We start from the raw sequence: 22,663 nt of genomic DNA on the forward strand, positions 1-22,663 counted from the left end.
CCGGCAGGCCGCAAAGAATACCGGGGTCAGTCCGACCGGTCGAGTGTCACGACGCCCTCGCCAGTCGCCACGTTGTACCGCGTTTCGGGGTCGACAGTCAGGCTGACGACGCCGCTTTCGAGGGTATCGGGCCGCTCGAACCTGGCAACCGTCGACCGGGCGGTGAAGTCGTCGGTGTAGACGCAGGGCTGCGTGTAACAGCCGAACGCGTGGACGCCCGCCGCTGTCTCCTCGATGCGTTTCAGGTGGGGGAGAACCGAACCGGACCCCCAGCCGGTCTGGACGACGAGGACGGCGTGGCTCCCGAAGTCGGTGTCGGCGGCGAGGCGGTAGGCGTCCCCACTGTCCTCGAACCGCTCGATGTCGTCGGCGCTCGTCAGTAGCGCCGCGTAGAGCTGGTCGTCGTTGTTGTCCGGGGCGAACTCCAGCCCCTCGTCGGCAAGCGTCCCCCGCGTCGACACTTGCTCGAACGACAGCGACGGCTCGGCCGACATGTTCGCACAGAGATACAGCGGGTCGCGGTCCCCCTCCCCGGAGTCGTCGATATTGCATTCGATATCCTCGATTTCGTACGGCGGCGAATCGACCCGCTCCAGGTCGTCGGGCAGCCCGCCCGGCGTATCTGTCGGCGTTTTGTCGTCAGTGGCCGTCTCCGTCTCCCCGTCGTTCGTCTCGATGTCGGGGTCGGTTCCGGGCGACGGGTGCGTGCGTGTTTCCGTGCCGCCGTCGCCGCTGCCGGTCCCGCCCGGTGCAAGACAGCCGCTCAGGGCTCCCATCGCCACGCCACCGACCAGTCCCAGGGTCGCTCGTCGCGTTCGTCTCATACGACCACCTTCCCGCGGTGTGGGTGTATCCCTTCTGTTCGTTCAAAACGACATTGTAGTTGTCGCGGGCGTCGCGGCCGACGGGTCCCGGCCAGCGGGATGTGTCCGCCGATAGACCCTTGCGGGGCGAGCGGCTACGAACGACCAGTATCGGTCCCAGCCCATCATGATCCCACCGCTTGTCCGCCGCTGTCCGGCGTGCCGACACGTGGCTTGGAGCCGTCGGTTCACCGCTATCGACGACGGCGAGAGCGGGTCACGCGTCGAATGTCCTGCCTGCGGACATCAGTTCTCGACGACCGACGCGCCCTGGCTGCAGTAAATCGGCCTGTCAAAGCCCGCGGCCGCCTACACTACGTCGCCACGGACCGTCGCCCCTTCCTGCTGTGCCCGGTACTGCTTGACCGCGTCGGCGGCGTCGCCGGCCTCCGTCTCGTCCATGCCGAGCATCGACAGCGACTGGGTCAGCGTCGGGAAGACGAACTCGTTGTCCCGGAGCTTCTGGAACGCGTCGGGCGACCGCTCGCCGTCGAGCCACAGGCAGGCCCCGCGCGGGTCCAGTATCTGCTCGTAGTCGTTTCGCATCTTGGCCCCTTTGAGCCGCTGGGTGACGTTGTCCTCGAAGGAGGCATTGCACACCTCCAGGTGGACCGGTTCGTCGTCCTTCAAGAGATGGGCGGCCAGGCATTTCTCTGGCGCGGCGTGCCCGTTAGCGTTCGCGCGGATGTACTCGGGGTACTCGTCGGCCCACGCTGCGCGGACGGTCTTGCCGACGCCGTCGACCCCGTGACTGCGCTGGAACTCCTCGGCCCGCTCCGGGGCGTCCTTGAACAGGATGTCCTTGGTGACGTACACGTCCAGCCGTTCGACCGGGTCCAGTCCGAGCGCGGCGTCGCCGTACACCCACACTTCGCGGACCGGGACCGGCATCGTCTCTTCCTCGACCGTCGCGACGATCTCCTCGACCCGCTCGACTGCCTCCGGACGGTCCATACTCATTGCCCGCTCTATCAGTCGAGCGGCCTAAACGCTGACTCTCCGCGCACGCGATGCAGTGAGTATCAACTCCGGACGTGGTCCGCCGCGACTTTGCTCCCTTTGACACAGGCGACGGTCCCCAGTCCGGGCCACGTGGTGTCGCCGGCGAGGTAGAACCCCTCGATACCCACGTCCTGTGGCACAGCGCCCTGGTTCGCGTTCGCCGGCGTCTGCTTGTACCCCCCGACTGCCCCGCGGGGTCGGTTCGTGAACTGTTCGTAGGTGACCGGCGTCGCCACCTCGGAGACGACCGGGTCAGTCCCGAGTTCGGGATAGACGGTCCGGCCGCCCGCAAGTAGTTGCTCGCGAGCGGCCCCTTTCTGTTCCTCGTAGGCTGCCCTGTCCAGGTCTTGCCACGGTTCGACTGCACAGTGAGTGGACAGCATGACCGCCCGGTGCCCTGCTGGTGCGCTCACGTCGTCACCCGGTGCGGAGACGGAAACGAACATATTGTTCCCGTTGCCCAGTGGCTCATCGTAGGCCTGCAGAATCTGGTGGTGGGTCCGCTCATGGCCCTCCACCTCGGTGTCGGGCACGCCGAGAAACAGCACGAGCGCGCTCCCCTCGTGGGCTCGCAGCATCGAACAGTAGTCGTCGAGCCTGTCGCCGACGACCGTCGACGCGAGGTCTCTGGTAACGGGGACCGGGACAGTGCTGACGACCTGCTCGGCGTGGACTGGTCCCGCCGCGGAATTCACCCGGAACTCGCCGTGGCTGCCGGTCACCCCGGTGACGGTGCGGCCCGTCTCGACCCGTCCACTGATATCGGTGTACTGGTCGACGAAGGAGTCCCAGAAGCCGTACATTCCACCGGTCGCTCGGCCCAGCCCCGTCCGGTGGATTGTCATGCCGAGGACGGCGTTCAACAGCGGTGCTTCGTTCAGCGAGGCGTGGACCGTATCCTCGACGAGCATCGAGACGACTGCACGCAGCGCGCGGTCGTCGTACACGTCGTGGGCGCGCATCGCGTCGGCCATCGTCCAGCGGAGATACCTGGCTAGCGGAAGGTCCCGGAGACCGACCGCGCGGGCGTTCCGAACGATATCGCCCACGCCCTGTATCGGCATTTTGATGTCTTTTCTAGTGAGTCGCCAGAGCCGCGTCGAGAGGTCGTCGATGAAGTCGTAGAACGCCAGATGCTGCTTGTCGTCGCCGAGTTTCGCCCGCCGCTCGGCATCCCAGTCGGTGTGGTCGCGGTACAGCGTCACCGTCCGGTCCGGCAGACAGACATCGTAGGCGTCCTGTATCGCTATCGCTGGCGGCTCGAAACCGACGGCCGACAGCAACTGGCCGCCGACACCGCCGGGCACGAAATCGACGAGCGTCGTCGCGCCGACATCGAACCGGAACCCCGCCCGCTCGTAGTAGCCGGCACAGCCGCCGACGTTGTGGTGCTGTTCGAGCACGACCGTCGAGTAGCCGTCCGCCTGCAGACGCGCGGCCGTGCTCATGCCCGCGACGCCACCGCCGATGACGGCCACGTCTGCGGACTCAGTCTCCATGACTGCCCGTCCACGGGACTGTTCCACCTTCGACTGACGCGAGAGGGCCGACGCACTTGATTGCGGTTGGTTGGACCAAAACCATTGATTCAGATACAGGAAGGCCGGGCTAAATGGTTCCCCCTCCAGAAGCCGAACGCTGATTTACCAGTGTTGTCTCTGGACCGACATGCCCGACCTCCAGATGCAGTTCCGGGACCTCGCCACGTGGGCCGAGGACTCCTCCCCGCTGTACGCCCATCTCTGCCGGGAAGCCGCCGACGACGACACCGTCCTCGACCTCGCGTCAGCGGCCCCCGAGGGTCGCCAGGCTCCGCACCTCCTGCTCGCCGCGGTCCACTACCTCCTCGACGGGGACCCTGACCACCGGTTGGCCCAGTACTACCCGAGCACCGTCGCGGACCCGCGAGAACCGGACGACGAGTGCTTCTCGGCCTTCCGCGAGTTCAGCCTCGACCACGCCGACGACATCCGGCCGCTCCTGCGGACCCGGCGCACGCAGACGAATGCGGTGCGGCGCAGCGCGGTCCTCTATCCGGCCATCGCGCAGGTGTCCCGCGCCGTTGACGGGCCGCTCGCGCTGGTGGAACTTGGCCCCAGCGCCGGCCTGAATCTCCTGTTCGACCGCTACCGCTACGATTACGACGGCCGCGTAGTCGGCGACAGCGGCTCGCCGGTCACCATCGAGAGCAGCGTCCAGGGCGGCGACCCGCCGCTGCCGGAGACACCGCCCGCGATTCGCTCTCGGGTCGGTATCGACCGCAATCCGCTGGACGTAACAGACGACGGCGACCGTGGCTGGCTCCGCGCGCTCATCTGGCCGGAACACGAGGAGCGTCGCGCCGTGCTGGACGGTGCGCTGTCAATCGCTCGGGACGACCCGCCGCGGTTGATCGAGGGCGATATGCTCGATGCCTTGCCGGCGGTGATCGATGGTATCCCGGACGACGTGCCGGTCTGCGTTTTCAATACGCTCGTGCTGTATCAGGTTCCCGAGCAACTGAGCGAAGCGTTATCAGCGTTCCTCGAAGACCAGATGACCGAGCGGCCGCTACACTGGCTCACTGGGCGGCGGGACCTCTCTGGCGGCGAGTCGGTCGGGCTGGACTGGAAACGCCGGACCGGTGAAGACATCGAGACCACACACCTCGTCGATTACGAGCCACACGGTGCGTGGCTGTCGTGGCGGCCCTGACTACGGCCGAACTATCGACGGTGCAACTCGATGCCGTCTCCGACAGTCACCATGACTTGCTGTCCCGGAGCCGAGACGAAACCCCTTCACCACTGCGGCCACGACTACTCGTCACGATGGAGTGCGACAAATGCGGCGAGAACGCGGTGTTACACGCGGCCTATTCCGGGCTGCACCTCTGTGAGTCCCATCTCTGCCGAGCGGTCACGAAACGGGTCCGTCGTCGCATCCGCGAGGACGGCCTCGTCTCTGACGACGCCACCGTCGAGGACCCAGAGACATGGGTCATCGGACTTTCGGGCGGGAAAGACAGCGTCGTCCTCACGCAGATTCTCTACGACACGTTCGCCGAAGATCCCCGCATCGAACTGGTTGCGCTTTCTATTCACGAGGGCATCGAGGGCTACCGCGACGCGAGCCTGGAGGCCTGCGAGGAACTGACCGACGACCTGGGCATCGAACACGTCACCGTCTCCTACGCCGACGAGTTCGGCGTCCAGATGGACGACGTGGTCGAGGACGACCCCGAGGGAATGGCCGCCTGCGCCTACTGCGGTGTGTTCCGACGCGACCTTCTCTCGAAGTACGCGGAGGAACTCGACGCCGACAAACTGCTGACCGGCCACAACCTCGACGACGAGGCCGAGACGGCGCTGATGAACTTCCTCGAAGGCGACATCTCACAGATCGCCAAGCACTTCGAAGCGTCGCTCGGCCCGTTCGATTCGGCTGCCGACGCGGCCACGGAGCGAACGCGAGACGCCCAGGACCACCACATCCCCCGGGCCAAGCCGCTCCGCGATATTCCAGAAAAAGAGGTCGCGCTGTATGCCCGCTTCAAGGACCTCCCGGCACACATCACCGAATGTCCCCACGCCGAGGAGGCCTACCGCGGCGAGATACAGGAACTCATGCTCGGTCTGGAAGAGAACCACCCCGGGACGCGCCACTCGATCATGGCCGGCTACGAGAAACTCGCAGCGCTGGCCGCCGACACCTACGGCGGCGAGAACGGCGACACGGACTACGGCGAGTGTGACAACTGTGGCGCGCCGACGGCGCGGGACCTCTGCCGGAAGTGCAATCTGCTGGACGCGCTGGAAGCGGTCTGACCGAACTCTCGCTTGTCAGACACTGCCGAGTAAAAGCGCCGCTCACGACTGAGAAACCGAAAGAAGAACCGCAGACGCCGCTACTTGTCCGTTCGGATAACGTCGAGTCCGTTGTTCTTCTCGCGTTGGTCCTGTCCGCCGTCGGTTTCGCTGTAGCCGGCGTTGCGACCGCTGCTGTTCTGGTTCCCGCCGTTCGGGGCGGGGCTGTCGAAGCTTTCGACGTTGTCCGAGGCGTCGAAGGACGTGTCGTCGCCGACTTCCTGAATCGCCTCGCGGGACTTGTTGGCCTGCTTCTGGGTCGTCGGACCGAGTACCTGAGCGGACTGGACACCGGTCATGATGGCCATGACCCGCACCTTGCCCTTGTACTCTTCCTGAATCCGTGCGCCCCAGATGACGTTGGCGTCGGCCTCGAGTCGCTCGGTGATGTTCTGTGCGATGCCCTCGGCCTCCTTCAGCGTGAGGTCCGGACCACCGGTGATGTGGACCAGGCCACCGCTCGCGCCGCGGTAGTCCACGTCGAGCAGTGGGTGGTTCATCGCGTCCTTGACGACCTCCTCGGTCTTGTTCTTGTCCTGGGTCTCACCCACGAGCATCACCGCGACGCCGCCCTGGTTCATGATGGATGTCATGTCGGCGTAGTCGAGGTTGATGAGGCTCGGCTGGGTGATGGTCTCGGAGATGCCCTTGACGGTCTCAGCGATGATCTGGTCCATCACGGAGAACGCCTTGCCGATTGGCAGGTTCGGGACGTAATCGAGCAGGCGGTTGTTGTCCAGCACGATGATGGAGTCCGCTTCGTTGCGGAGCTTCTCCAGGCCTTCCTCGGCCTTGACCGTGCGGGCCCGCTCGACGTTGAACGGCGTCGACACCATGCCGACGACGATTGCGCCCTGTTCCTTGGCGATCTTCGAGACGACGGGGGCCGCGCCGGTCCCGGTGCCGCCACCCATGCCGGCGGTGACGAACACGAGGTCAGCGTCGCCCAGTACTTCCTTGATGGTGCCCTGTGCCATCTCCGTGGCGCGCTCGCCCATGGATGGGTCGCCACCGGCCCCGAGGCCGTTGGTGAGGGACTTGCCGACCAGAATTTTCGTGTCGGCTTCGATCATCTTGAGGTGCTGTTTGTCCGTGTTGATGGCCACGGTGTCAGCGCCCTCGACGCCGATGTTGTACAGGCGGTTGACCGTGTTGTTGCCGGCGCCACCACAGCCGACGATGACGATGCGCGGGTCGCCGAACCCGTCGACATCCTCGTCGGACATTTTCTGTTGCTCCTGCTCGTCGCGTTCGAGGGCCTCGTTGACGATATCCTGCATCGTTACACCTTGGCCCAGGACCGCTTCTTTTCGGAGGTTTGCTCGGAGCCTTCCTCGGCGAGCATCTCCCGAACCGCCGAGCGAATCGCTTCGCTCCGATTGGGGTACTCGCCCGTCTCGACCATCTGTTCGACCTCTTCGATCTGCTGCTTCGGAATCCGTAGTGTCACACGCTCCATGTTTGGTAGTTTCCCCTTGGGTAAGACGGCCTGGACGGGGACCGTTTACCGCCCGCCCGAGTGTTTACACAGCGAAACCGCAGTACGAGAGCGCCATCCCCTCGCGTTCGACGCTGTGTAAGACGACCGTCTTACGCAGACTAAACCACTGACCCTGATGTATTAAAACTTACGGGCGGTGTCATACATCCGCCCGTTTACGCGGTTAGAGCGTGTCTGTTGTGCGTAAACGACACTTTAGGTTTGGTCAAGCACGTCAGCCGCGGGGGTTCGTCTCCCACAACTGGGGCAGAACCCCCAGTCCGACCGGAGCTCATCACCGCAGTCACAGAACACCCGACGGGAAGATTTTTCGCCGCAATTCGGACAGTAAACGTGGTCAGAACCCAAGTTCTCACCACATTGCGCGCACGTCTTACGTTCCTCTCCGTCGGCTCGGTCCCGCGTTTCCGGCTCTGTCTTACGCCCGGTCGTGTTAGGCGTCTGATCTTCTCTGTATGACTGTTCGCTCTCGGCATCCGCCGTTCTGTCAGCACTGCGCCGTCGTTCGGTTTCGGCGTTTTCTGTCCCCGCGCTTTCGCCGTCTAACGAGATGTTTACGTTGACATCCTGGGGTTGTGGGTGGGGACGGTAGTCCCGCAGCCTGTCGCCGATGATGCTGTCGACACGTTCTTCGATGAGTTCGTCGATTGTGTCGGCGTCGGTAACGGACTCCGACGACGCCGACGGTGACTCCGATGTTGACGATGATGCGTCTCCGAGATACTCCCGGAGCGCTTCGCGCATGACCTCGCTCTTTGAGGCGTCGAACGCCTCAAGTTGCTCGATGAGGTCGTCGTCAGCACGGAACGTTATTTTACTCATCGGGCTCGGTGAAGCTATTATACATGATGGTATTTTAATCTTCCCGCGTTGTCTGACGCCCGTCAGCTACCGACACGTCGGTAAACCACCTCTCCCATGGAGTACACTCACGAATTGCCACGGTTCGTCGAACGCAGCACGGGTCAGACGTGTCCGACACCGGGCCGGTGTGCTACTCCGCGTCGTGTGACCGACCGCCGTACCCTCTGCGAATAACAATCCTTAAGTCTGGACGGCGGGGTACTTCCGGGTGTCGACCGCCCTTAGCTCAGACTGGTAGAGCAGTCGACTGTAGATCGACTTGTCCCCCGTTCAAATCGGGGAGGGCGGACTCCTTCTGACGCCGACTGCGAACGAAGTGAGCCAGCGGCGTCTGTCGAGTAACCCACTGCCCGATTTGAGCCTGGAAGTCGCAGCGGCCGAGCAAGGCGAGGCCGACCGTCTTCCTCTGTTCAAATCGGGGAGGGTGGACTTGGTTTGCAGCCGGTCTGGTGTGGCTGTGAACTGGCTCGGTGCAGTTGCTGTGCTGTCGAATGCAAGTGTCGAGTGTGTTCTCCGGTCGGTGAACTACACCTCGAAACACAGTCAATGCAGCACTAGAACCGCTCGCTCATCGCCGCCAGTCCGGCGTCCACGTCGACGGCCGCGCCCTGCTCACCGAGCGCGTTGCCCAGCGCCGCGAGCAGGTAGCTGACGTTCTTGCGACGAGCGGAGTGGCCCATGCAGCCGATGCGCCAGATGTCGCCTTCGAGCGCGCCCAGCCCGCTAGCGATTTCGAGGTCGTACTCGTCTAGCAGGTGCTGGATGACAGCGCCGTCGTCGACGCCGTCGGGCACGCGGACGGTGTTCAGGCTCGGGAGCCAGAAGTCCTCGGGGGCGTTCATTTCCAGGCCCATTCCCTCGACGCCGGCTTTCAGCGCGCCAGCGACGCGCAGGTGGCGGTCCCAGCGCTCTTCGATGCCTTCCTCGGCGACGAGCCGCAGCGCCTCACGGAGCGCGTACACGTTCGTAATCGGAGCCGTGTGATGGTAGGCGCGCTCCTCGCCCCAGTACCCCTCCAGCAGTGAGATGTCCAAGTACCACGAGCGGGCCTCGGACTCACGGTTGAGGACCTTGTCCATCGCGTTGTCATTGAGCGTGAGCGGGCTCGCGCCCGGCGGACAGGAGAGGCACTTCTGGGGGCCGGAGTAGGCCACGTCGATGTCCCACTCGTCGACGCGGAGTTCGACGCCGCCAAGCGAGGTGACGGTGTCGGCGATGACCAGCGCGTCGTTCGCGTGGGCGATGTCCGTCAGTTCGGGCACCGACGGCTGGAGCACGCCGGTGCTAGTCTCGGCGTGGACGAACCCGAACACGTCCGGGCTGTGTTCGTCGAAGGCGGCTTCGACCGCTGCTGGGTCGAGCGGCTGGCCCCATGGCGCGTCGACGGTGACCACGTCGCCGCCCGCTCGCTCGGCCATACTCGCCATCCGGTCGCCGAAGTAGCCGTTCGTCGGGACCAGCATCGTATCGCCCGGTTCGACGACGTTCCCGATGGCTGCCTCCATCGCTGCGGAGCCGGTGCCAGAAACCGGAATCGTCCACTTGTTGTCCGTCTGGAACGTGTACCGGAGGAGGTCCTGTACCTCCTCCATGATTTCGATGAATGAGGGGTCGAGATGGCCGACCAGCGGCGTGCTCATCGCCTTGAGCACGCGCGGGTGTACGTCGCTCGGGCCGGGTCCCATCAGCGTTCGGTCCGGTGGTGTCAGCTCCCCAACAGCGGGTGGTTCATCCATATCAGGTCTTACCTGGAGACTGGGGTTTAAACTCCGCGGTCAGGGCGCTCCGTCGATTCGAGAGGCCAGCCATCTTCGCCGGGACGGCATCTCTTTTCACTCAAAAACATAAATAAAGTACCACTTCTACGTTGCTGGTCTCCGACCAACACCACCCCCACCCATAATCACAACCGCACGACTGCGACGGCATGAAGCGCGTGAACGATCTGCCCTGTTTTTATTATCGTACTGCTAAGGCGGCATGTGGTCGTCGATGGGATTGTTCGATAACGCTGTGTCCCCTGGGGAGGAACCGAGACGCCGGTACACCTGTCTGGTGTGTCGGGCGTCGTTCGACGTTCAGTACCACTCGTGTCCGGACTGTGGTGCGTACGACATCCGCCGGACGAAGTGGCTCACGTAGCCCCCGGCGTCCACGTTGGCACGTCCACCGGACTGCCTGCTATCGGGCTACACTGCCCTTTTTTGTTCAGGTTGTTGTCGCGTACCACAGCCACCAAGTGGCCGCCGGCAGTACGGTCGTCCGTGAACCGACGACAGCTAGGGACGACGGGGTATGACGTGACAGATGTTGGACTGGGAACCTGGAACATCGGCGGTGACTGGGGCGATGTCTCCGAGGAGGAGGGCCGCGAGACGGTCCGGACCGCGCTCGATGCGGGCGTCGACTTCATCGACACCGCCGACGTGTACGGCGACGGCTTCAGCGAGCAGCGCATCGCCGAAGTGCTCGACGAACGGGAGGTCCGCGACGAGGTGACTGTCGCGACGAAGGCCGGCCGCCGGCTCGACCCACATACCGCCGAGCGCTACAACTACGACAATCTCTCCGAACACGTCGACCGCTCCCGGGAGTACCTCGGGGTCGACACGCTCGAACTGCTGCAACTGCACTGCCCGCCGACCGACGCCTACTACCAGCCGGAGACGTTCGACGCCCTCGCGCGGCTGAAAGACGAGGGGAAGGTCGACCACTGCGGCGTCAGCGTCGAACGCGTCGAGGAAGCGCTGAAAGCCATCGAGTACCCGGAGGTCGAGACGGTCCAGATAATCTTCAACATGTTCCGCCAGCGACCCGCGGAGCGGTTCTTCGAGGAAGCAAAGCGCCGGGACATCGGCGTCATCGTCCGCGTCCCGCTGGCCTCCGGACTCCTGACCGGCAAGCTCTCCCGGGACATGGAGTTCCCCGAGAACGACCACCGGAACTTCAACATCGAGGGCGAGGCCTTCGACCGCGGCGAAACCTTCGCCGGCCTCCCGGTCGATGCAGGCTTCGACGCCGTCGAGGAACTCCGCGGGCACGTCCCCGAGCGGATGACGATGGCCCAGATGGCGCTGCGCTGGATTCTGGACCACGACGCGGTGTCGACTGTCATCCCCGGCTCTACCAACCCGGACCACGTTCAGGCGAACGCAGCAGTCAGCGAGATGGACTCGCTCTCGAACCAGGTCCACGGTGCGGTGCGTGACATCTACGAGGAGTACGTCTTCGACAGTGTCCACCATCGCTGGTAGTCGCCACGCCACGAACAGGTCTGTCTACAGACACTTTGTAACAGCGGTCGAGCACGACTGAAGCGGTGAACTCAGTCTCAGAATTTCGCTGGGAACACAGACGATGTACCTGGATTTAGATACGCAAACCGACTATTCGGTCGGCGGAAAACATATGAATACAGATAGTTTTCGGGTATTGTCGTATCAGAATATATAAACGAGTCAGACAGTTGGCGGATGCTGTGGCAGACACCGGAATCGCCTGTCGGTCGGCGAGGGACACCGGTCCCGTGCCTGCCATCGCAGGCGGGCGTTCTATTCCCGTGGCTCCTGATGCATGGACTGTGAATCTCGTTCAGCTATCAGGTATCGTCTGCACTACTGGCGTGTGGCTCCAACGATGAGTGGTGTCGCAACCGGGCGCGAGATCGTCCAGACGGTCCGGGAGGAGAACGTCCCGTTCATGGCGGCCAGTATCGCCTACTACGCGATTGCCTCTATCGTTCCGCTGCTTGCGCTCTCGCTCGCCGTGCTCTCCGCGTTCGGGGGGACCGCCACGCTACTGGACCTCCTTCGGACGGTGCTGGGCGAGAACGGGCAGGCGATTCTGACGGAACTGATCGAGAACACGCGCGGCCACGGAGCCACCGGAACCCTGAGTCTGTTGTTCGTGGTCTGGAGCGGTAGCAAGGTGTTCCGCGGCCTCACCATCGCCTTCACCGAGGTGTACGGCGAGGTCACTGATATCTCGTTGCCGGCCCAGTTCGCCCGCAGCGTAGCCGTGATGGGCGTACTCTTCGGCGCTGTCATCCTGCTGTCGGCCACTAGCGTCGCACTCACGTACGTTCAGTTGCAGATTCCGTATCCGACGCTGGTCGGCAACCTCACCGCGTTTGTCGCCCTCGTCGTCGCGTTCGGTCCGATCTACTACGTGCTGCCGCCGGTCGATATCTCACTCTCGCACGTCGTGCCGGGCACGCTGGTAGCTGCAGCGGGCTGGATCACCATTCAGGTCGGGTTCTTCTACTACTCGGGCGCTGCCGGTCGGTACGCGGCCTACGGCTACCTCGGGGCACTGCTCCTGTTCGTGACGGCGCTGTATCTGGCTGCGACTGTGTTGCTACTCGGTGTCGTCGTCAACGCGACGCTGGACTGGTAGGGTGGGCCGGCCCGTTCACCTCGGGTCTTGCACTGGCAGGCAGTAGCTTCCTGCTGGTCCCACCAGTCTATCCAGTCGCTATATGAGTAAGTCAACATCACTGCGGCCCCGGGTCGCCGGGCGTCTGCAGTCCAGCGCGGAAGCGGCGATCAAACGACCGGTCAAGGAGGCTGTCCGGGAGGCGCTTGCGGACACAGCCCAGAACGAGGCCGGCAATGCCGACCCCGCGACGGACGCGCTCGGGGCTGAGTCGCGGCGCATCGAAGTGGACACCTCAGATGTCGGCGACGCTGACGAGTCGGGGTCGTCCACTGGGGACCCCACACAGCCAGAGTCGGGTTCGCGGGTCCGGCGTCGGCTCAAATCTCGTCGAACGCTGGCGCTCGGGCTGGTCGCGCTCGGTGCCTACCTCACCCGTCGCCGCCGGTCCTCGACGAAAGACGACTAACGCCGCCGGCGATGCCACAGCATCGCTGTCAGTCGAACTCGTCGAAGTCGACGAACAGTACGTCCTCGACGAGGGCGTCGGTCGCGCGTCTGAGTCGCTCGGAGGCCGCCTGATGCGTGATGTCGAGGTCGTCGGCGAGTTCCTCCAAACTCACTTCTCGGGGCACCTTGAAGTAGCCCCGTTCGGAGGCCTCGGCGAGGATTTCGTACTGGGCGGATGTGAGCCCGTAGCGGCCCGCCGGATCTTCGTCGAGTTCCCGTATTGACGAGACCTCGAACGCGAGATTGTGGTCCTCACAGAAGTCATGCGTCCGGGAGAACAGCGACCGGCGCGGATACAGCACGCGCAGTTTCCAGGTGGTCCCTTGGCCCACTGCATCGAGAATCGTCGCCTCCGAGTTGGTGAGCATCTGGACGATGAGGTCGACGTGGTCGATCCACTCCATCCTGAACAGCCACTCGTCCTCAAAGTCGCCCAGCAGTTCGACGTTGTCGACGGTCGGGTCCGCTTCGAGCGTCTGCTCGATGTCCTCGCGCTGGCTCCCCCGAACCCACAGCATCGGCATGAGTGCGTCGTTACCGCTCGTGACGATCCGCTCGATTTCGAACTGCAACTCCGGTAACTGCTCCAGCGAGTGGTTGAGCGCGAGGTCGCTGGCGGGCACCGTTCCGGAGACGATGGTGGGCATGGATACCCGAACTGCGAGCGGCATGCTAGTATGTCTTTCCGTTGACTAATCCGGGTCCGGAGGCACGCGACTGTCTCGATCTCCCCGTCGGCTGCGTATGCAAGCACGTCTGTGATGCCCGTACCGGCAGTAGCGACGGCTGCAATGTCTACGATCCAACTGACCGACGACGATGTCGGCAAGACAGTCGTTACGAGTACTGGTGACGAGGTCGGTATCGTCAGCAGGTACAGATACGGCACCGCCTACGTCGACCCGGACCCCGGGCTGAAAACGACGCTCCTGACGAAACTCGGCTGGGAGGACACCGACGACGAGGACGGCTACCCGCTGCAGACTGACGCCGTCGACACCATTACCGAAGAGCAGATTCGGCTTAGCTCGGACCTGTAAGTGACGGAGGTCAGGAGTCGGGGTATCGCAGTGCAACTGTTTTCTCGTGTCCGCTACCGAACAGCGAGTCGGTGACGACCGCTCACCGCTCGGCCGTTATCTGTCCGTCGTCACTTGACCATCGACTCACAGGCCTCAGCGCACTCCGACAGGACCTCGGCACAGGTGCGACAGTGGTCGTGGTCGTGCTGTCGACATTCTTCGGCGCACTCCCGACAGACCGTCGCACAGAGTCCGGCCATCGCCTCTCGGTGTTCGGAGCCTCGGGCCAGGAGCTTGCAGTGGAGGGAGGCGATGTCCGTCACGTCGCGGCAGTGGCGAACACACTCGGTCATACCGTCCAGTCCCGCACACTCGTCGGCGCACCACTCGCATACTTCGACTGCGCGGCGACACAGTTCCAGACACTCGCGTTCACGCTCGCTCAGATGCGATGCGTCAGTGAGGGGTTGTGACATTGCAGTGTCTGCTACCGCCTGTTCGCCCACGAGACTGTAGCTTGCATGCGAAGGTTGGCCGTCAGCTATGGGCAGGGCAGTCTCACAGCCGGCCCCGGACAGTCGATGCATCTCAGCGGGATGGAAACGAGAACTGGGTACTGCGAACGGACCCGTCGAGGACCAGTGCCGGGTGGGCAAACCCGGCGTGGCACCGTCCCGTACAGGGGAGCAGGGGACGGTGGGTGTCGGGAGAGTACGAGCACGGAACGTGCTCGCATACGCCTCTCTGTGCTATCCGATGTTTGTTATACAGCCCTTTATCAGGAGATACTCGACGGTCTGTTCGACAGGAGGCGACTACCGAACGTCGGCCACACCGGCGCGGAGTCGTCGTCACTGACCGCTGCAACCGACGGTACGCCCGTCGCCAATCAGTCGTACTCCCCGTTTACAACGGACTAGCCAGCCGCTACTGGGTTGTCTCTGGACCGAAACGGGCCACGACGTTCTCCTCGCCCGGGCGGCGTCGACCTATGACGGGTGCGCCGCAGTGGGCTTACTCCTCTGTCACCAGTTTCGGACCCGGCTTCCAGGTGTTCCCTTCGAGGACAACGAGGTCGTACCGTTCGAGTACCTGGAGTGTATCGACGACCGCCTGGGCGTCGAAAGAGACGGCCATATCTTCGGGCAGCTGCTGGGCGATTGCGCTGCGTGTCCCACCGTCCATCCGGACGACGGTGTCGAGCAACTGTTCGAGGTCGTCAAGCAGCGAGACGAGGGAGGTCGAACCCTCGTCCTCTGTCGCCAGCTTCGACATTACTTCGTCGTAATTCCCCGAAATCTCCATCGATACGGTCACGGCCTCGTCTTCGATGTCTTCTTCGTCACCCATACCAGCGAATGTGTGCACACTTGTAGAAATATGTTTCCATATTCCGAATGACGAGTGTATCTGGCGGCCGTTTCTCTGCAAAATAGTAACTGATGGACGTTTGTGGCTGAGACTATCCCAAATCACATTCTAGAATTTTCTACCCATATTCTCGTAGTTGGGAAAACAAGTCATAATATGATATCATATTCGGGAATTTTATAGGCAAAATTCAGACTTAAGTTATTGGATATCCAAAATTTAACTATACAAGTAGATACATACGCCTACTATCCAACGGAACGGTTCAGAACCACAGACCGAACTCGCTCGTCTATCGGTACTATGGATTTCTGGAGGCCAACACCCTGACTGGCCACATAACAGCAGTACGGCCATTATCTCTCTCGGCGCTAAATTGCCCGAGATGACCGGCCTCGGCGGGCAAACGCTTACTTTCGCTCCGACCGCATATCTGCCATGATCGATTATCTTGGTCTCGAAGCGGACCTCGGCGAGGAAGAGCGGATGGTCCGTGACACCGCCCGGGAGTTCGTCGAGAATGAGGTCGCGCCGGACGTGGGACAGCACTGGATCGACGGAACGTTTCCGATGGACCTCATCACCGAGATGGGCGAACTCGGCTTCTACGCCCCGAACCTCGACGGGTACGGGCTGCCGGGCCTCAGCGAGACGGCCTACGGTCTCCTGATGCAGGAACTGGAGGCCGGCGACAGCGGCCTGCGCTCGATGGCCAGCGTCCAGGGCGCGCTCGTCATGTACCCGATCCACGCCTACGGCAGCGACGCTCAGAAAGCGGAGTGGCTGCCGGCGCTGGGCGGCGGGGAGCGGGTGGGCTGTTTCGGCCTGACGGAGCCCGAACACGGGTCTGATCCCGCGGCGATGGAGACGACGGCCGAGCGCGACGCTGACGGCTACGTTCTGAACGGCTCGAAGACCTGGATCACGAACGCGCCGATCAGCGACCTCGCGCTGGTGTGGGCGAAGGACACGTCCGCCGACGGCGACCCCGTCCGTGGATTCCTCGTGGAGACCGACCGCGACGGCGTCACGACGAACGAAATCGACGAGAAGCTCTCACTGCGCGCGTCGATTACGGGCGAAATCAGCTTGCAGAACGCCCGTGTCCCCGCTGAGAACGTCCTCCCGGGCGTCGAGGGCATGAAGGGGCCGCTGTCCTGTCTCACGCAGGCCCGCTACGGCATCGCCTGGGGGACCGTCGGCGCTGCGATGGACTGCTTCGAGACCGCGCTGGAGTACGCCACCGACCGCGAGCAGTTCGGAAAGCCCATCGCCGGCTTCCAGCTTCAACAGGAGAAACTCGCGGAGATGGCGACCCAGATCTCGCTCGGGCAGTTGCTCGCCCACCGGCTCGCGGAACTGAAAGAACGGGGCGACCTCCGCCCGGAGCAAGTTTCGATGGCAAAGCGCAACAACGCGCGGATGGCCCGCGAGCAGTCGCGAGTGGCCCGCGAGATGCTCGGCGGCAACGGCATCACGGCCGACTACTCCCCGATGCGGCACCTGACGAACCTCGAAACTGTTTACACCTACGAAGGCACCGACGACATCCACTCGCTCATCATCGGCCACGACCTGACCGGTATCCCGGCGTTCGAGTAGTCCCCTCCGTCGGCGTGTTCGGGAGTTTGTGCGGGCGATATCTCCGAACCGAGCCGAACTTCTATTACACAGCAGACTCACGGAAAACCATGACAAAACTTAGCACTGAGGATGTCGAACAGCTTAGAGCCCAGTTCGACCGCCAACTCGAAACCGGCCTACACCACGGCGCACAGTTGGCGGTGTACGTCGACGGCGATCTGGTCGTCGATTTCGCCGGTGGTGTGACAGGCCCCGACGGCGATGCGACGACGCCCGAGACGCGCCACCTCGTCTTCTCCTGTACGAAGCCGTTCGCCGGCGCGGGCCTGCACCAGCTGGTCGAGCAGGGCGAGCTTGACTACGACGATCCCGTCATCGAGCACTGGCCCGAATTTGCCGACGAGGGCAGCGAAAAGGCCGGAATCACGGTCCGGCAGGTGCTCTGCCACACCGCCGGCATTCCCTTCGGTGAGTTCGACGACCAGCCCGAGCAGTGGGGCGATTGGGACGCCGTCGTCGCGGCGATGGAAGATATCGAACCGACGTTCGAGCCCGGAACGACGCCGGCCTATCACACCATCAACTACGGCTGGCTCGTTGGCGAACTCATCCGCAGATGTAGCGGCCAGCCGGTGGAAGAGTACGTCGCCGAGAACGTGTTCGAACCGCTCGGCATGGACCGAACGGGGATCGGCTTGCGGGACGACGAACCCAACGACGTGGCGACCCTGGCCGGCTTCGAGGAGTTCGACCGCTGCCGCGACGTGGATGAGGGACTCGAAGACCCCGCCGCAGCGTACGCCGCCGCGTTCAATCAGGACGCCATCCAGCGGGCGGTGATTCCCGCCGCCAACGGCATCAGCACGGCCCGGGACATGGCCCGGTTCTACGCCTGTCTCGCCAACGGCGGGTCGTTGGACGGGACGCGGCTGCTGGAAGCCGAAACCGTCGACGAGGTGACCACGACTCACGCCGAAACCGACGACGACGGTACGCTGTCGCGGCCGGCCCGCTACGGCCTGGGCGTCTGGACCGGCGGGCTGGCCGCCGACATGTTCGGGGCCGCCAGCCGCGAGCGCATGTTCGGCCACGCGGGCCTCGGGAGCTGTTTCGGCTGGGGCGACCCCGAACTGAACGTCGGGTTTGCGCTTGTCACGAACGGCATCCGCGAGGAGTCGTTCGAACACCCGGCTCGCATCGGCCAGCTCTCAGACGCTGTCCGGCTGCTGTTACAAGAGTAAAGGCGGATTTCCTTTGCAGTAGTTCGATTGTCACCGACACCAGCGACCCCGGTTTTTGTATGGCTCGGCACCCAGCTTCCGGTATGAACTTCCCCGACCGAGGCGACGTGGACCACCTCATCGACCCACAGCCGCTCCCGGGATTCGCTCGCGTCCGGTACGAGCCGGAGACGGCGGCCGTCGACGACCCGGCGGCCGCGGCACGGGCCGAACTCGACCGGCTCGACTTCGATGGGCTGGAACCGGGCGCAACCGTCGCCGTCGCCCTCGGCAGCCGCGGCATCCACCGCATCGACGACATCGCCGGAGCCGTCGTCGAGGCGGTCCGCGAGCGGGGCTTCGAACCGATAATCGTCCCGGCGATGGGGAGCCACGGCGGCGCGACGCCTGCGGGCCAGCGCGAGGTTCTGGAGAGTCTTGGCATCACGGAGGCACGGCTCGACGCTGAGATTGACGCTCGGATGGACACCGACCGGGTCGACACCGTCACCGTCGGCAACACCCAACTCCCGGTCCACGTCTCGACGGCAGCGCAGGAGGCCGACGCCGTGGTCGTGGTCAATCGGGTGAAGCCCCACACTAACTACAGCGGACCCATTGAGAGCGGGCTGACGAAGATGACCGTCGTCGGGCTCGGCAAGCAAAACGGTGCAAAGGCGTTCCACTCGACGGCCATCGCGGAGGGCTACGTCGAGACGCTCGAAGCCGCGCTCCCGGTCGTTGAGACGGCGCTGCCGCTGGTGGGCGGCATCGCGCTGGTCGAGAACTTCCACGAGGAGACCGCCCACGTCGAAGCGGTTGCGGCGGGGTCGTTCACCGACCGCGAGCCAGCGCTGCTGGAGCGGGCCTACGACGAGATGGCGACCCTTCCGGTCGACGACATCGACCTGTTGGTCGTCGACGAACTCGGCAAGGACATCTCGGGTGCAGGGATGGACACCAACGTTATCGGTCGCTACCGTGTCCTCAACGCCCCGGACCCCGATGAGCCGGCGATCAAACTGCTGTACGCTCGCGGGCTCACTGCGGCGACGACGGGCAACGGCAACGGCATCGGGTTGGCAGACATCACCCGCCGGGCCGCCGTCGACCAGCTGGACTTGCAGAAGACGTACGCGAACGCGCTCACAAGCGGGTCGACGGCGAAGGCGAAGCTCCCGCTCGTCGCGCCGGACGACGAGTTCGCCATCCGGGCGGCGCTATCCGCGCTCGGCGGCTACGACCCCGACACCGTCCGCATCGTCTGGATACGGAACACACAGGACCTGTCTACGTTGCACGTCTCCGAACCGCTTGTCGACGACCTGCCGACTGCCACCACCGTCACCGACCGGGTGTCGCTCTCCTTCGACGACGGCACGGCGTCGTTGGCCCGCGACTGAGACGGAGCGGAGTCGCCGGCCAGGGTTCGCTCGCGCCCGTCACACCGACCGTGAGCCCGTCGTCGCGTCCGATAGCCGCTCGGCGACGACCTCGATGGGGTGGGGCGGGATGTCGTCGACGCCGTCGCGGTCACCCAACTGCGAGCGGCAGGACCCGCCCGGCGCGACGACGCGGTCGCCGTCGCTCTCATCGACCTTGTCGAACAACAGGCGGCCGATAGTTTTCGAGAGGTCGTAGTGCTCGTCGTGGTAGCCGAAGCTTCCGGCCATGCCACAGCACGTCGAGTCAAGCGGGTCGACCTCGTAGCCGACCCGTCGCATCACGCCGACGGCGTGGTGGTCCTTGTTGGTCCCCTTCTGGTTGCAGTGGCCGTGGTAGCTGACCGACCCGGCAGTCCCGAGCGACCGGTCCTCGACCGGCAGCGCGTCGTCGAGCCGGAACGTGTCCAGATACTCCAGCACGCCGTAGGCGCTGTCGGCTACCCGCGACACCTCGGGGCCGTCGAGCAAGTCGCGGTACTCGTCCTGGAACATCACCGCGTCGGAGGGCTCGACGAACACGACATCCCAGCCGTCCGCGACGCGGTCCGAGAGCCGGGTCGCGTTCGTTTCGGCCCGCTCGCGCGCCAGGTCCAGCATGCCGGAGGAATACGCCGCCCGCCCGGACGGCGCGGTGTCGTCCGGAATGGCGACGTGGACGCCAGCGGCTTCGAGCGTTTCGACGGCGGCCTTGCCGGCGGCCGGATACGAGTAGTTCGTGTACGTGTCGGGGAACAGCAGGACCTTTCGGTCCGCTTCGGCCCGCGAGACGGCCGAGCCGCCGCGGTCGTCGAACCAGTCCCGGAGCGTCTCCCGCCGGAAGGTCGGGAGTTCCCGCTCCGGCGCGATGCCGAACACCTTCTGCATGACGAGGCGCGCGCCCGGAAGCTCTGTCGCCCAGTTCGAAATCGGGGCCAGTGCCGACCCGATTTTCGAGGCGGTGTCGATGTTAGCGAACAGACGCTCCCGGCGGCTCGTGCCCTCCTTCTCGTGGTGCTGGTGTTTCAGTTCGGTCTTGAGCTTCGCCATGTCGACGCCGGTCGGGCAGTCGCTCTTGCAGCCCTTGCAGCCGACACAGAGGTCGAGCACTTCCTCCTGGAAGCGCTCGGAGTGAATTTCGTCTTCGTCCAGGTCGCCACTGATGGCCGACCGGAGGAGGTTCGCCCGGCCCCGGGTCGCCTGCACCTCTTCGTTCGAGGCGCGGTAGGTGGGACACATCACGTCCCCGTCGGTCTGGCGGCAGGTGCCACAGCCGTTACACAGTTCGACGAGGTGTGAGAAGCCGCCCTCGTCTTCGAAATCGAGGGTCGTCTGGGGCTCCAGGGACTGGTAGTCGGGGCCATAGCGGAGGTTCTCACGCATGTCCGCGCCGATGCCCCGGTCGGCGTCGGGACCGATGTCCTCCGGGCCGTCGCGGTAGACGACGTTACCCGGGTGGAGCCACCACTGCGGGTCGAAGGCCGTCTTGACCTCTTTGAACGCGTTCCAGAGGGCGTCGCCGTACATTTTGGGGTTGAACTCCGTCCGGGCCATTCCGTCGCCGTGTTCGCCCGAAAAGGACCCGTTGTGTTCCAGTACGAGGTCGGTCACGTCGTCGGCGATGGAGTGCATGTCCTCGATGCCGGACTCCTCCTTCAGGTTGAGAATCGGGCGGATGTGCAGCGTCCCGGAGCCGGCGTGGGCGAAGTACGCGGCGGAGGTGTCGTGGTCGGCCAGTATCTCCTCGAACTTCTCGACGTACTCGGCCAGTTCGGCGGGCGGGACCGTCGCGTCCTCGATGAACGGGTACGGCTTGGGGTCGCCGTCCATGGACATCAGGAGCGGAATCGCCGCCTTGCGGAGCTTCCAGAGGTCGTCCTGGTCCGCCTCGGTGTAGGCCTCGACCACGTCGAAGGCCGCGCCCTCGTCCACGAACCGCTCTGTAGTCCGCGCGATGGCCGCCTCGAAGTCGTCGTGGAGTTCCGAGTCGTATTCGAGCATCAACGCGGCCGCCGCCCGGTCGGGAATCGGGCCGACGTACTCGGCGTAGCCGTCGGAGCCGGCTGCCAGCCTGAACACCTCGTCGTCCATCAGCTCCACGGCGCTAACGTCGTAGTCGAGCGCGACTGGGACGGCTTGCATCGCGTCGGCGAGCGTGTCAAAGCAGTACAGCGCCAGCGCGGTCTCTTCCGGGACCGTCACCAGCGAGAGTTCGGCTTCGACGATGACGCCCAGGGTCCCCTCGCTGCCGACGAACAGTTTTGCGAGATTCATCACCTGCTCCCCGTCGTCGTTCTCGTAAACGACGCGGTCGAGGTTGTACCCCGACACCCGGCGCTTGAGGTCCGGATACCGCGCCTCGATCTCCTCGGCGTTCTCCTCGATGATTTCGCGGACCGTCTGATAGATCTCGGCTTCGCGGTCATCCTTGCTCACGATGTCGTCCCACTCCGGCGAGTCGATGACCACCTCGCGGGCGTGGATGAGCGAACCGTCCGACAGGACGGCCTTCACGGCGTCAGTGTAGGCGTCGGTGATGCCGTACCGAACCGAGTGTGCGCCGGTGGAGTTGTTCCCGATACCGCCGCCGACCGACGCCCGGTTCGACGACGCCGGGTCCGGGGCGAATTTGAGCCCATAATCGGCCAGCGCGTCGTCGAGGTCGTCCTGCACCACGCCGGGCTGGATGTGTGCCGATTTCTCGTCCGGCCGAACGTCGAGAATTCCGTCCATGTGCCGGGACATATCCAAGACGACACAGCCCGGCCCGACGGCCTGTCCAGCGAGTGACGACCCGGTTCCGCGGGGCATTATCGGGACGCCGTGGTCCGTCGCCACCTCGACGGCCGCCTGCACGTCGTCGACATCGGTCGGGTACACGACTCCTGCCGGTTCGGCGCGGTAGATACTCCCGTCTGTCGCGTACAGAATCCGGGCGTACTCGTCGAACTCGACCCCACCCGAGACCCGTGACCGAAGCTCCGTCGCGAGGTCCCGATACGCATCCACGTCCGGTCGGTCGAGGTCCAGTTCCGCTGCTGACCAGGTATCCTCGACGTTTTCGATGGCCATACAGGTATTCAGGA

Annotated in this window: 20 protein-coding genes and 1 tRNA gene; 10 read left to right on the forward strand and 11 right to left on the reverse strand. The window is 64.3% G+C overall.

What is annotated here, in order from left to right:
- Window positions 1–26: 26 nt before the first annotated feature.
- The 3 genes from Harman_RS11215 to Harman_RS11225 all read right to left on the reverse strand — a co-directional run bounded on the left by Harman_RS11215 (window position 27) and on the right by Harman_RS11225 (window position 3,364).
- Entirely contained in the window at window positions 27–824 is a 798-nt protein-coding gene (locus Harman_RS11215; RefSeq protein WP_137683890.1) for a hypothetical protein, read from the reverse strand.
- 348 nt (window positions 825–1,172) lie between these two features.
- On the reverse strand, window positions 1,173–1,823 hold the full coding sequence (locus Harman_RS11220) for a DUF7095 family protein (protein WP_200830881.1): 651 nt from the start codon (window positions 1,821–1,823) through the stop codon (window positions 1,173–1,175).
- 62 nt (window positions 1,824–1,885) lie between these two features.
- Entirely contained in the window at window positions 1,886–3,364 is a 1,479-nt protein-coding gene (locus Harman_RS11225; protein ID WP_137683891.1) for a phytoene desaturase family protein, read from the reverse strand.
- 169 nt (window positions 3,365–3,533) lie between these two features.
- Here Harman_RS11225 and Harman_RS11230 point away from each other — a divergent pair, with 169 nt between their 5' ends.
- Both Harman_RS11230 and ncsA read left to right on the forward strand, forming a co-directional pair.
- Window positions 3,534–4,559, forward strand: coding sequence for a DUF2332 domain-containing protein (locus Harman_RS11230; protein WP_137683892.1), 1,026 nt, complete (start codon window positions 3,534–3,536; stop codon window positions 4,557–4,559).
- Window positions 4,560–4,675: 116 nt separating this feature from the next.
- The gene (gene ncsA / locus Harman_RS11235; protein WP_137684049.1) at window positions 4,676–5,671 is read left to right on the forward strand and encodes a tRNA 2-thiolation protein NcsA; all 996 of its coding nucleotides are present in this window, start codon (window positions 4,676–4,678) and stop codon (window positions 5,669–5,671) included.
- Window positions 5,672–5,751: 80 nt separating this feature from the next.
- Here the strand turns inward: ncsA and ftsZ are convergent, their stop codons facing one another.
- From ftsZ to Harman_RS11250, 3 genes are all read right to left on the reverse strand, one after another.
- The gene (gene ftsZ / locus Harman_RS11240; protein ID WP_137683893.1) at window positions 5,752–6,990 is read right to left on the reverse strand and encodes a cell division protein FtsZ; all 1,239 of its coding nucleotides are present in this window, start codon (window positions 6,988–6,990) and stop codon (window positions 5,752–5,754) included.
- A 2-nt stretch (window positions 6,991–6,992) separates the two neighbouring features.
- The gene (locus tag Harman_RS11245; protein WP_137683894.1) at window positions 6,993–7,169 is read right to left on the reverse strand and encodes a ribbon-helix-helix domain-containing protein; all 177 of its coding nucleotides are present in this window, start codon (window positions 7,167–7,169) and stop codon (window positions 6,993–6,995) included.
- 237 nt (window positions 7,170–7,406) lie between these two features.
- Window positions 7,407–8,033, reverse strand: a complete 627-nt coding sequence (locus tag Harman_RS11250) for a double zinc ribbon domain-containing protein (RefSeq protein WP_137683895.1) — start codon at window positions 8,031–8,033, stop codon at window positions 7,407–7,409.
- A gap of 257 nt (window positions 8,034–8,290) precedes the next feature.
- Between Harman_RS11250 and Harman_RS11255 the strand changes: the two genes are divergently transcribed.
- Window positions 8,291–8,364, forward strand: a tRNA-Tyr gene (locus tag Harman_RS11255).
- A 265-nt stretch (window positions 8,365–8,629) separates the two neighbouring features.
- Here Harman_RS11255 and Harman_RS11260 read toward each other — a convergent pair.
- Window positions 8,630–9,811 carry a pyridoxal-phosphate-dependent aminotransferase family protein gene (locus Harman_RS11260; protein WP_137683896.1) on the reverse strand — a complete coding sequence of 394 codons (1,182 nt, stop codon included), beginning with the start codon at window positions 9,809–9,811 and terminating at the stop codon, window positions 8,630–8,632.
- Window positions 9,812–10,339: 528 nt separating this feature from the next.
- Here Harman_RS11260 and Harman_RS11270 point away from each other — a divergent pair.
- The 3 genes from Harman_RS11270 (at window position 10,340) to Harman_RS11280 (ending at window position 12,918) form a co-directional block, all read left to right on the forward strand.
- Complete coding sequence (locus Harman_RS11270) at window positions 10,340–11,329, forward strand: aldo/keto reductase (protein WP_137683898.1); 990 nt, start codon at window positions 10,340–10,342, stop codon at window positions 11,327–11,329.
- Window positions 11,330–11,711: 382 nt separating this feature from the next.
- Entirely contained in the window at window positions 11,712–12,470 is a 759-nt protein-coding gene (locus tag Harman_RS11275) for a YihY/virulence factor BrkB family protein (RefSeq protein ID WP_137683899.1), read from the forward strand.
- Window positions 12,471–12,552: 82 nt separating this feature from the next.
- Window positions 12,553–12,918 (forward strand): hypothetical protein, encoded by a 366-nt coding sequence (locus tag Harman_RS11280; RefSeq protein WP_137683900.1) that lies wholly within the window; start codon window positions 12,553–12,555, stop codon window positions 12,916–12,918.
- 28 nt (window positions 12,919–12,946) lie between these two features.
- On the opposite strand, the gene Harman_RS11285 is transcribed toward Harman_RS11280, so the two are convergent.
- A complete protein-coding gene (locus Harman_RS11285; RefSeq protein WP_137683901.1) occupies window positions 12,947–13,606 on the reverse strand; it encodes a helix-turn-helix domain-containing protein in 660 nt (219 codons plus the stop codon).
- A 144-nt stretch (window positions 13,607–13,750) separates the two neighbouring features.
- Here Harman_RS11285 and Harman_RS11290 point away from each other — a divergent pair, with 144 nt between their 5' ends.
- Complete coding sequence (locus Harman_RS11290) at window positions 13,751–13,999, forward strand: PRC-barrel domain containing protein (RefSeq protein ID WP_394347819.1); 249 nt, start codon at window positions 13,751–13,753, stop codon at window positions 13,997–13,999.
- Between the two features lie 110 nt (window positions 14,000–14,109).
- Here Harman_RS11290 and Harman_RS11295 read toward each other — a convergent pair whose 3' ends face one another.
- The gene (locus Harman_RS11295; protein WP_137683903.1) at window positions 14,110–14,457 is read right to left on the reverse strand and encodes a four-helix bundle copper-binding protein; all 348 of its coding nucleotides are present in this window, start codon (window positions 14,455–14,457) and stop codon (window positions 14,110–14,112) included.
- 538 nt (window positions 14,458–14,995) lie between these two features.
- Window positions 14,996–15,331: a hypothetical protein gene (locus tag Harman_RS11300; RefSeq protein WP_137683904.1), complete on the reverse strand. Its 336-nt coding sequence runs from the start codon at window positions 15,329–15,331 to the stop codon at window positions 14,996–14,998.
- A gap of 459 nt (window positions 15,332–15,790) precedes the next feature.
- Between Harman_RS11300 and Harman_RS11305 the strand changes: the two genes are divergently transcribed.
- From Harman_RS11305 to Harman_RS11315, 3 genes are all read left to right on the forward strand, one after another.
- Window positions 15,791–16,954, forward strand: a complete 1,164-nt coding sequence (locus Harman_RS11305) for an acyl-CoA dehydrogenase family protein (RefSeq protein WP_137683905.1) — start codon at window positions 15,791–15,793, stop codon at window positions 16,952–16,954.
- Window positions 16,955–17,043: 89 nt separating this feature from the next.
- Window positions 17,044–18,177: a serine hydrolase domain-containing protein gene (locus Harman_RS11310; RefSeq protein ID WP_137683906.1), complete on the forward strand. Its 1,134-nt coding sequence runs from the start codon at window positions 17,044–17,046 to the stop codon at window positions 18,175–18,177.
- An 83-nt stretch (window positions 18,178–18,260) separates the two neighbouring features.
- Window positions 18,261–19,559, forward strand: coding sequence for a DUF362 domain-containing protein (locus Harman_RS11315; RefSeq protein ID WP_137683907.1), 1,299 nt, complete (start codon window positions 18,261–18,263; stop codon window positions 19,557–19,559).
- A 39-nt stretch (window positions 19,560–19,598) separates the two neighbouring features.
- On the opposite strand, the gene Harman_RS11320 is transcribed toward Harman_RS11315, so the two are convergent.
- Window positions 19,599–22,649 carry an FAD-binding and (Fe-S)-binding domain-containing protein gene (locus tag Harman_RS11320; RefSeq protein WP_137683908.1) on the reverse strand — a complete coding sequence of 1,017 codons (3,051 nt, stop codon included), beginning with the start codon at window positions 22,647–22,649 and terminating at the stop codon, window positions 19,599–19,601.
- Window positions 22,650–22,663 lie beyond the last annotated feature (14 nt).

The sequence above is a fragment of the Haloarcula mannanilytica genome (assembly GCF_005406125.1).
GTDB classification, from domain to species: Archaea; Halobacteriota; Halobacteria; order Halobacteriales; family Haloarculaceae; genus Haloarcula; species Haloarcula mannanilytica.

What these genes read in the sequence shown, in the direction of transcription:
- Harman_RS11310 (WP_137683906.1), top strand. Translation starts at nt 17,044, where the DNA reads ATGACAAAACTTAGCACTGAGGATGTCGAACAGCTTAGAGCCCAGTTC.
- Harman_RS11250 (WP_137683895.1), bottom strand. Translation starts at nt 8,033, where the DNA reads ATGAGTAAAATAACGTTCCGTGCTGACGACGACCTCATCGAGCAACTT.
- Harman_RS11230 (WP_137683892.1), top strand. Translation starts at nt 3,534, where the DNA reads ATGCCCGACCTCCAGATGCAGTTCCGGGACCTCGCCACGTGGGCCGAG.
- Harman_RS11320 (WP_137683908.1), bottom strand. Translation starts at nt 22,649, where the DNA reads ATGGCCATCGAAAACGTCGAGGATACCTGGTCAGCAGCGGAACTGGAC.
- Harman_RS11305 (WP_137683905.1), top strand. Translation starts at nt 15,791, where the DNA reads ATGATCGATTATCTTGGTCTCGAAGCGGACCTCGGCGAGGAAGAGCGG.
- Harman_RS11290 (WP_394347819.1), top strand. Translation starts at nt 13,751, where the DNA reads ATGTCTACGATCCAACTGACCGACGACGATGTCGGCAAGACAGTCGTT.
- ftsZ (WP_137683893.1), bottom strand. Translation starts at nt 6,990, where the DNA reads ATGCAGGATATCGTCAACGAGGCCCTCGAACGCGACGAGCAGGAGCAA.
- ncsA (WP_137684049.1), top strand. Translation starts at nt 4,676, where the DNA reads ATGGAGTGCGACAAATGCGGCGAGAACGCGGTGTTACACGCGGCCTAT.
- Harman_RS11315 (WP_137683907.1), top strand. Translation starts at nt 18,261, where the DNA reads ATGAACTTCCCCGACCGAGGCGACGTGGACCACCTCATCGACCCACAG.
- Harman_RS11260 (WP_137683896.1), bottom strand. Translation starts at nt 9,811, where the DNA reads ATGGATGAACCACCCGCTGTTGGGGAGCTGACACCACCGGACCGAACG.
- Harman_RS11275 (WP_137683899.1), top strand. Translation starts at nt 11,712, where the DNA reads ATGAGTGGTGTCGCAACCGGGCGCGAGATCGTCCAGACGGTCCGGGAG.
- Harman_RS11225 (WP_137683891.1), bottom strand. Translation starts at nt 3,364, where the DNA reads ATGGAGACTGAGTCCGCAGACGTGGCCGTCATCGGCGGTGGCGTCGCG.
- Harman_RS11245 (WP_137683894.1), bottom strand. Translation starts at nt 7,169, where the DNA reads ATGGAGCGTGTGACACTACGGATTCCGAAGCAGCAGATCGAAGAGGTC.
- Harman_RS11220 (WP_200830881.1), bottom strand. Translation starts at nt 1,823, where the DNA reads ATGAGTATGGACCGTCCGGAGGCAGTCGAGCGGGTCGAGGAGATCGTC.
- Harman_RS11285 (WP_137683901.1), bottom strand. Translation starts at nt 13,606, where the DNA reads ATGCCCACCATCGTCTCCGGAACGGTGCCCGCCAGCGACCTCGCGCTC.
- Harman_RS11280 (WP_137683900.1), top strand. Translation starts at nt 12,553, where the DNA reads ATGAGTAAGTCAACATCACTGCGGCCCCGGGTCGCCGGGCGTCTGCAG.
- Harman_RS11300 (WP_137683904.1), bottom strand. Translation starts at nt 15,331, where the DNA reads ATGGGTGACGAAGAAGACATCGAAGACGAGGCCGTGACCGTATCGATG.
- Harman_RS11215 (WP_137683890.1), bottom strand. Translation starts at nt 824, where the DNA reads ATGAGACGAACGCGACGAGCGACCCTGGGACTGGTCGGTGGCGTGGCG.
- Harman_RS11295 (WP_137683903.1), bottom strand. Translation starts at nt 14,457, where the DNA reads ATGTCACAACCCCTCACTGACGCATCGCATCTGAGCGAGCGTGAACGC.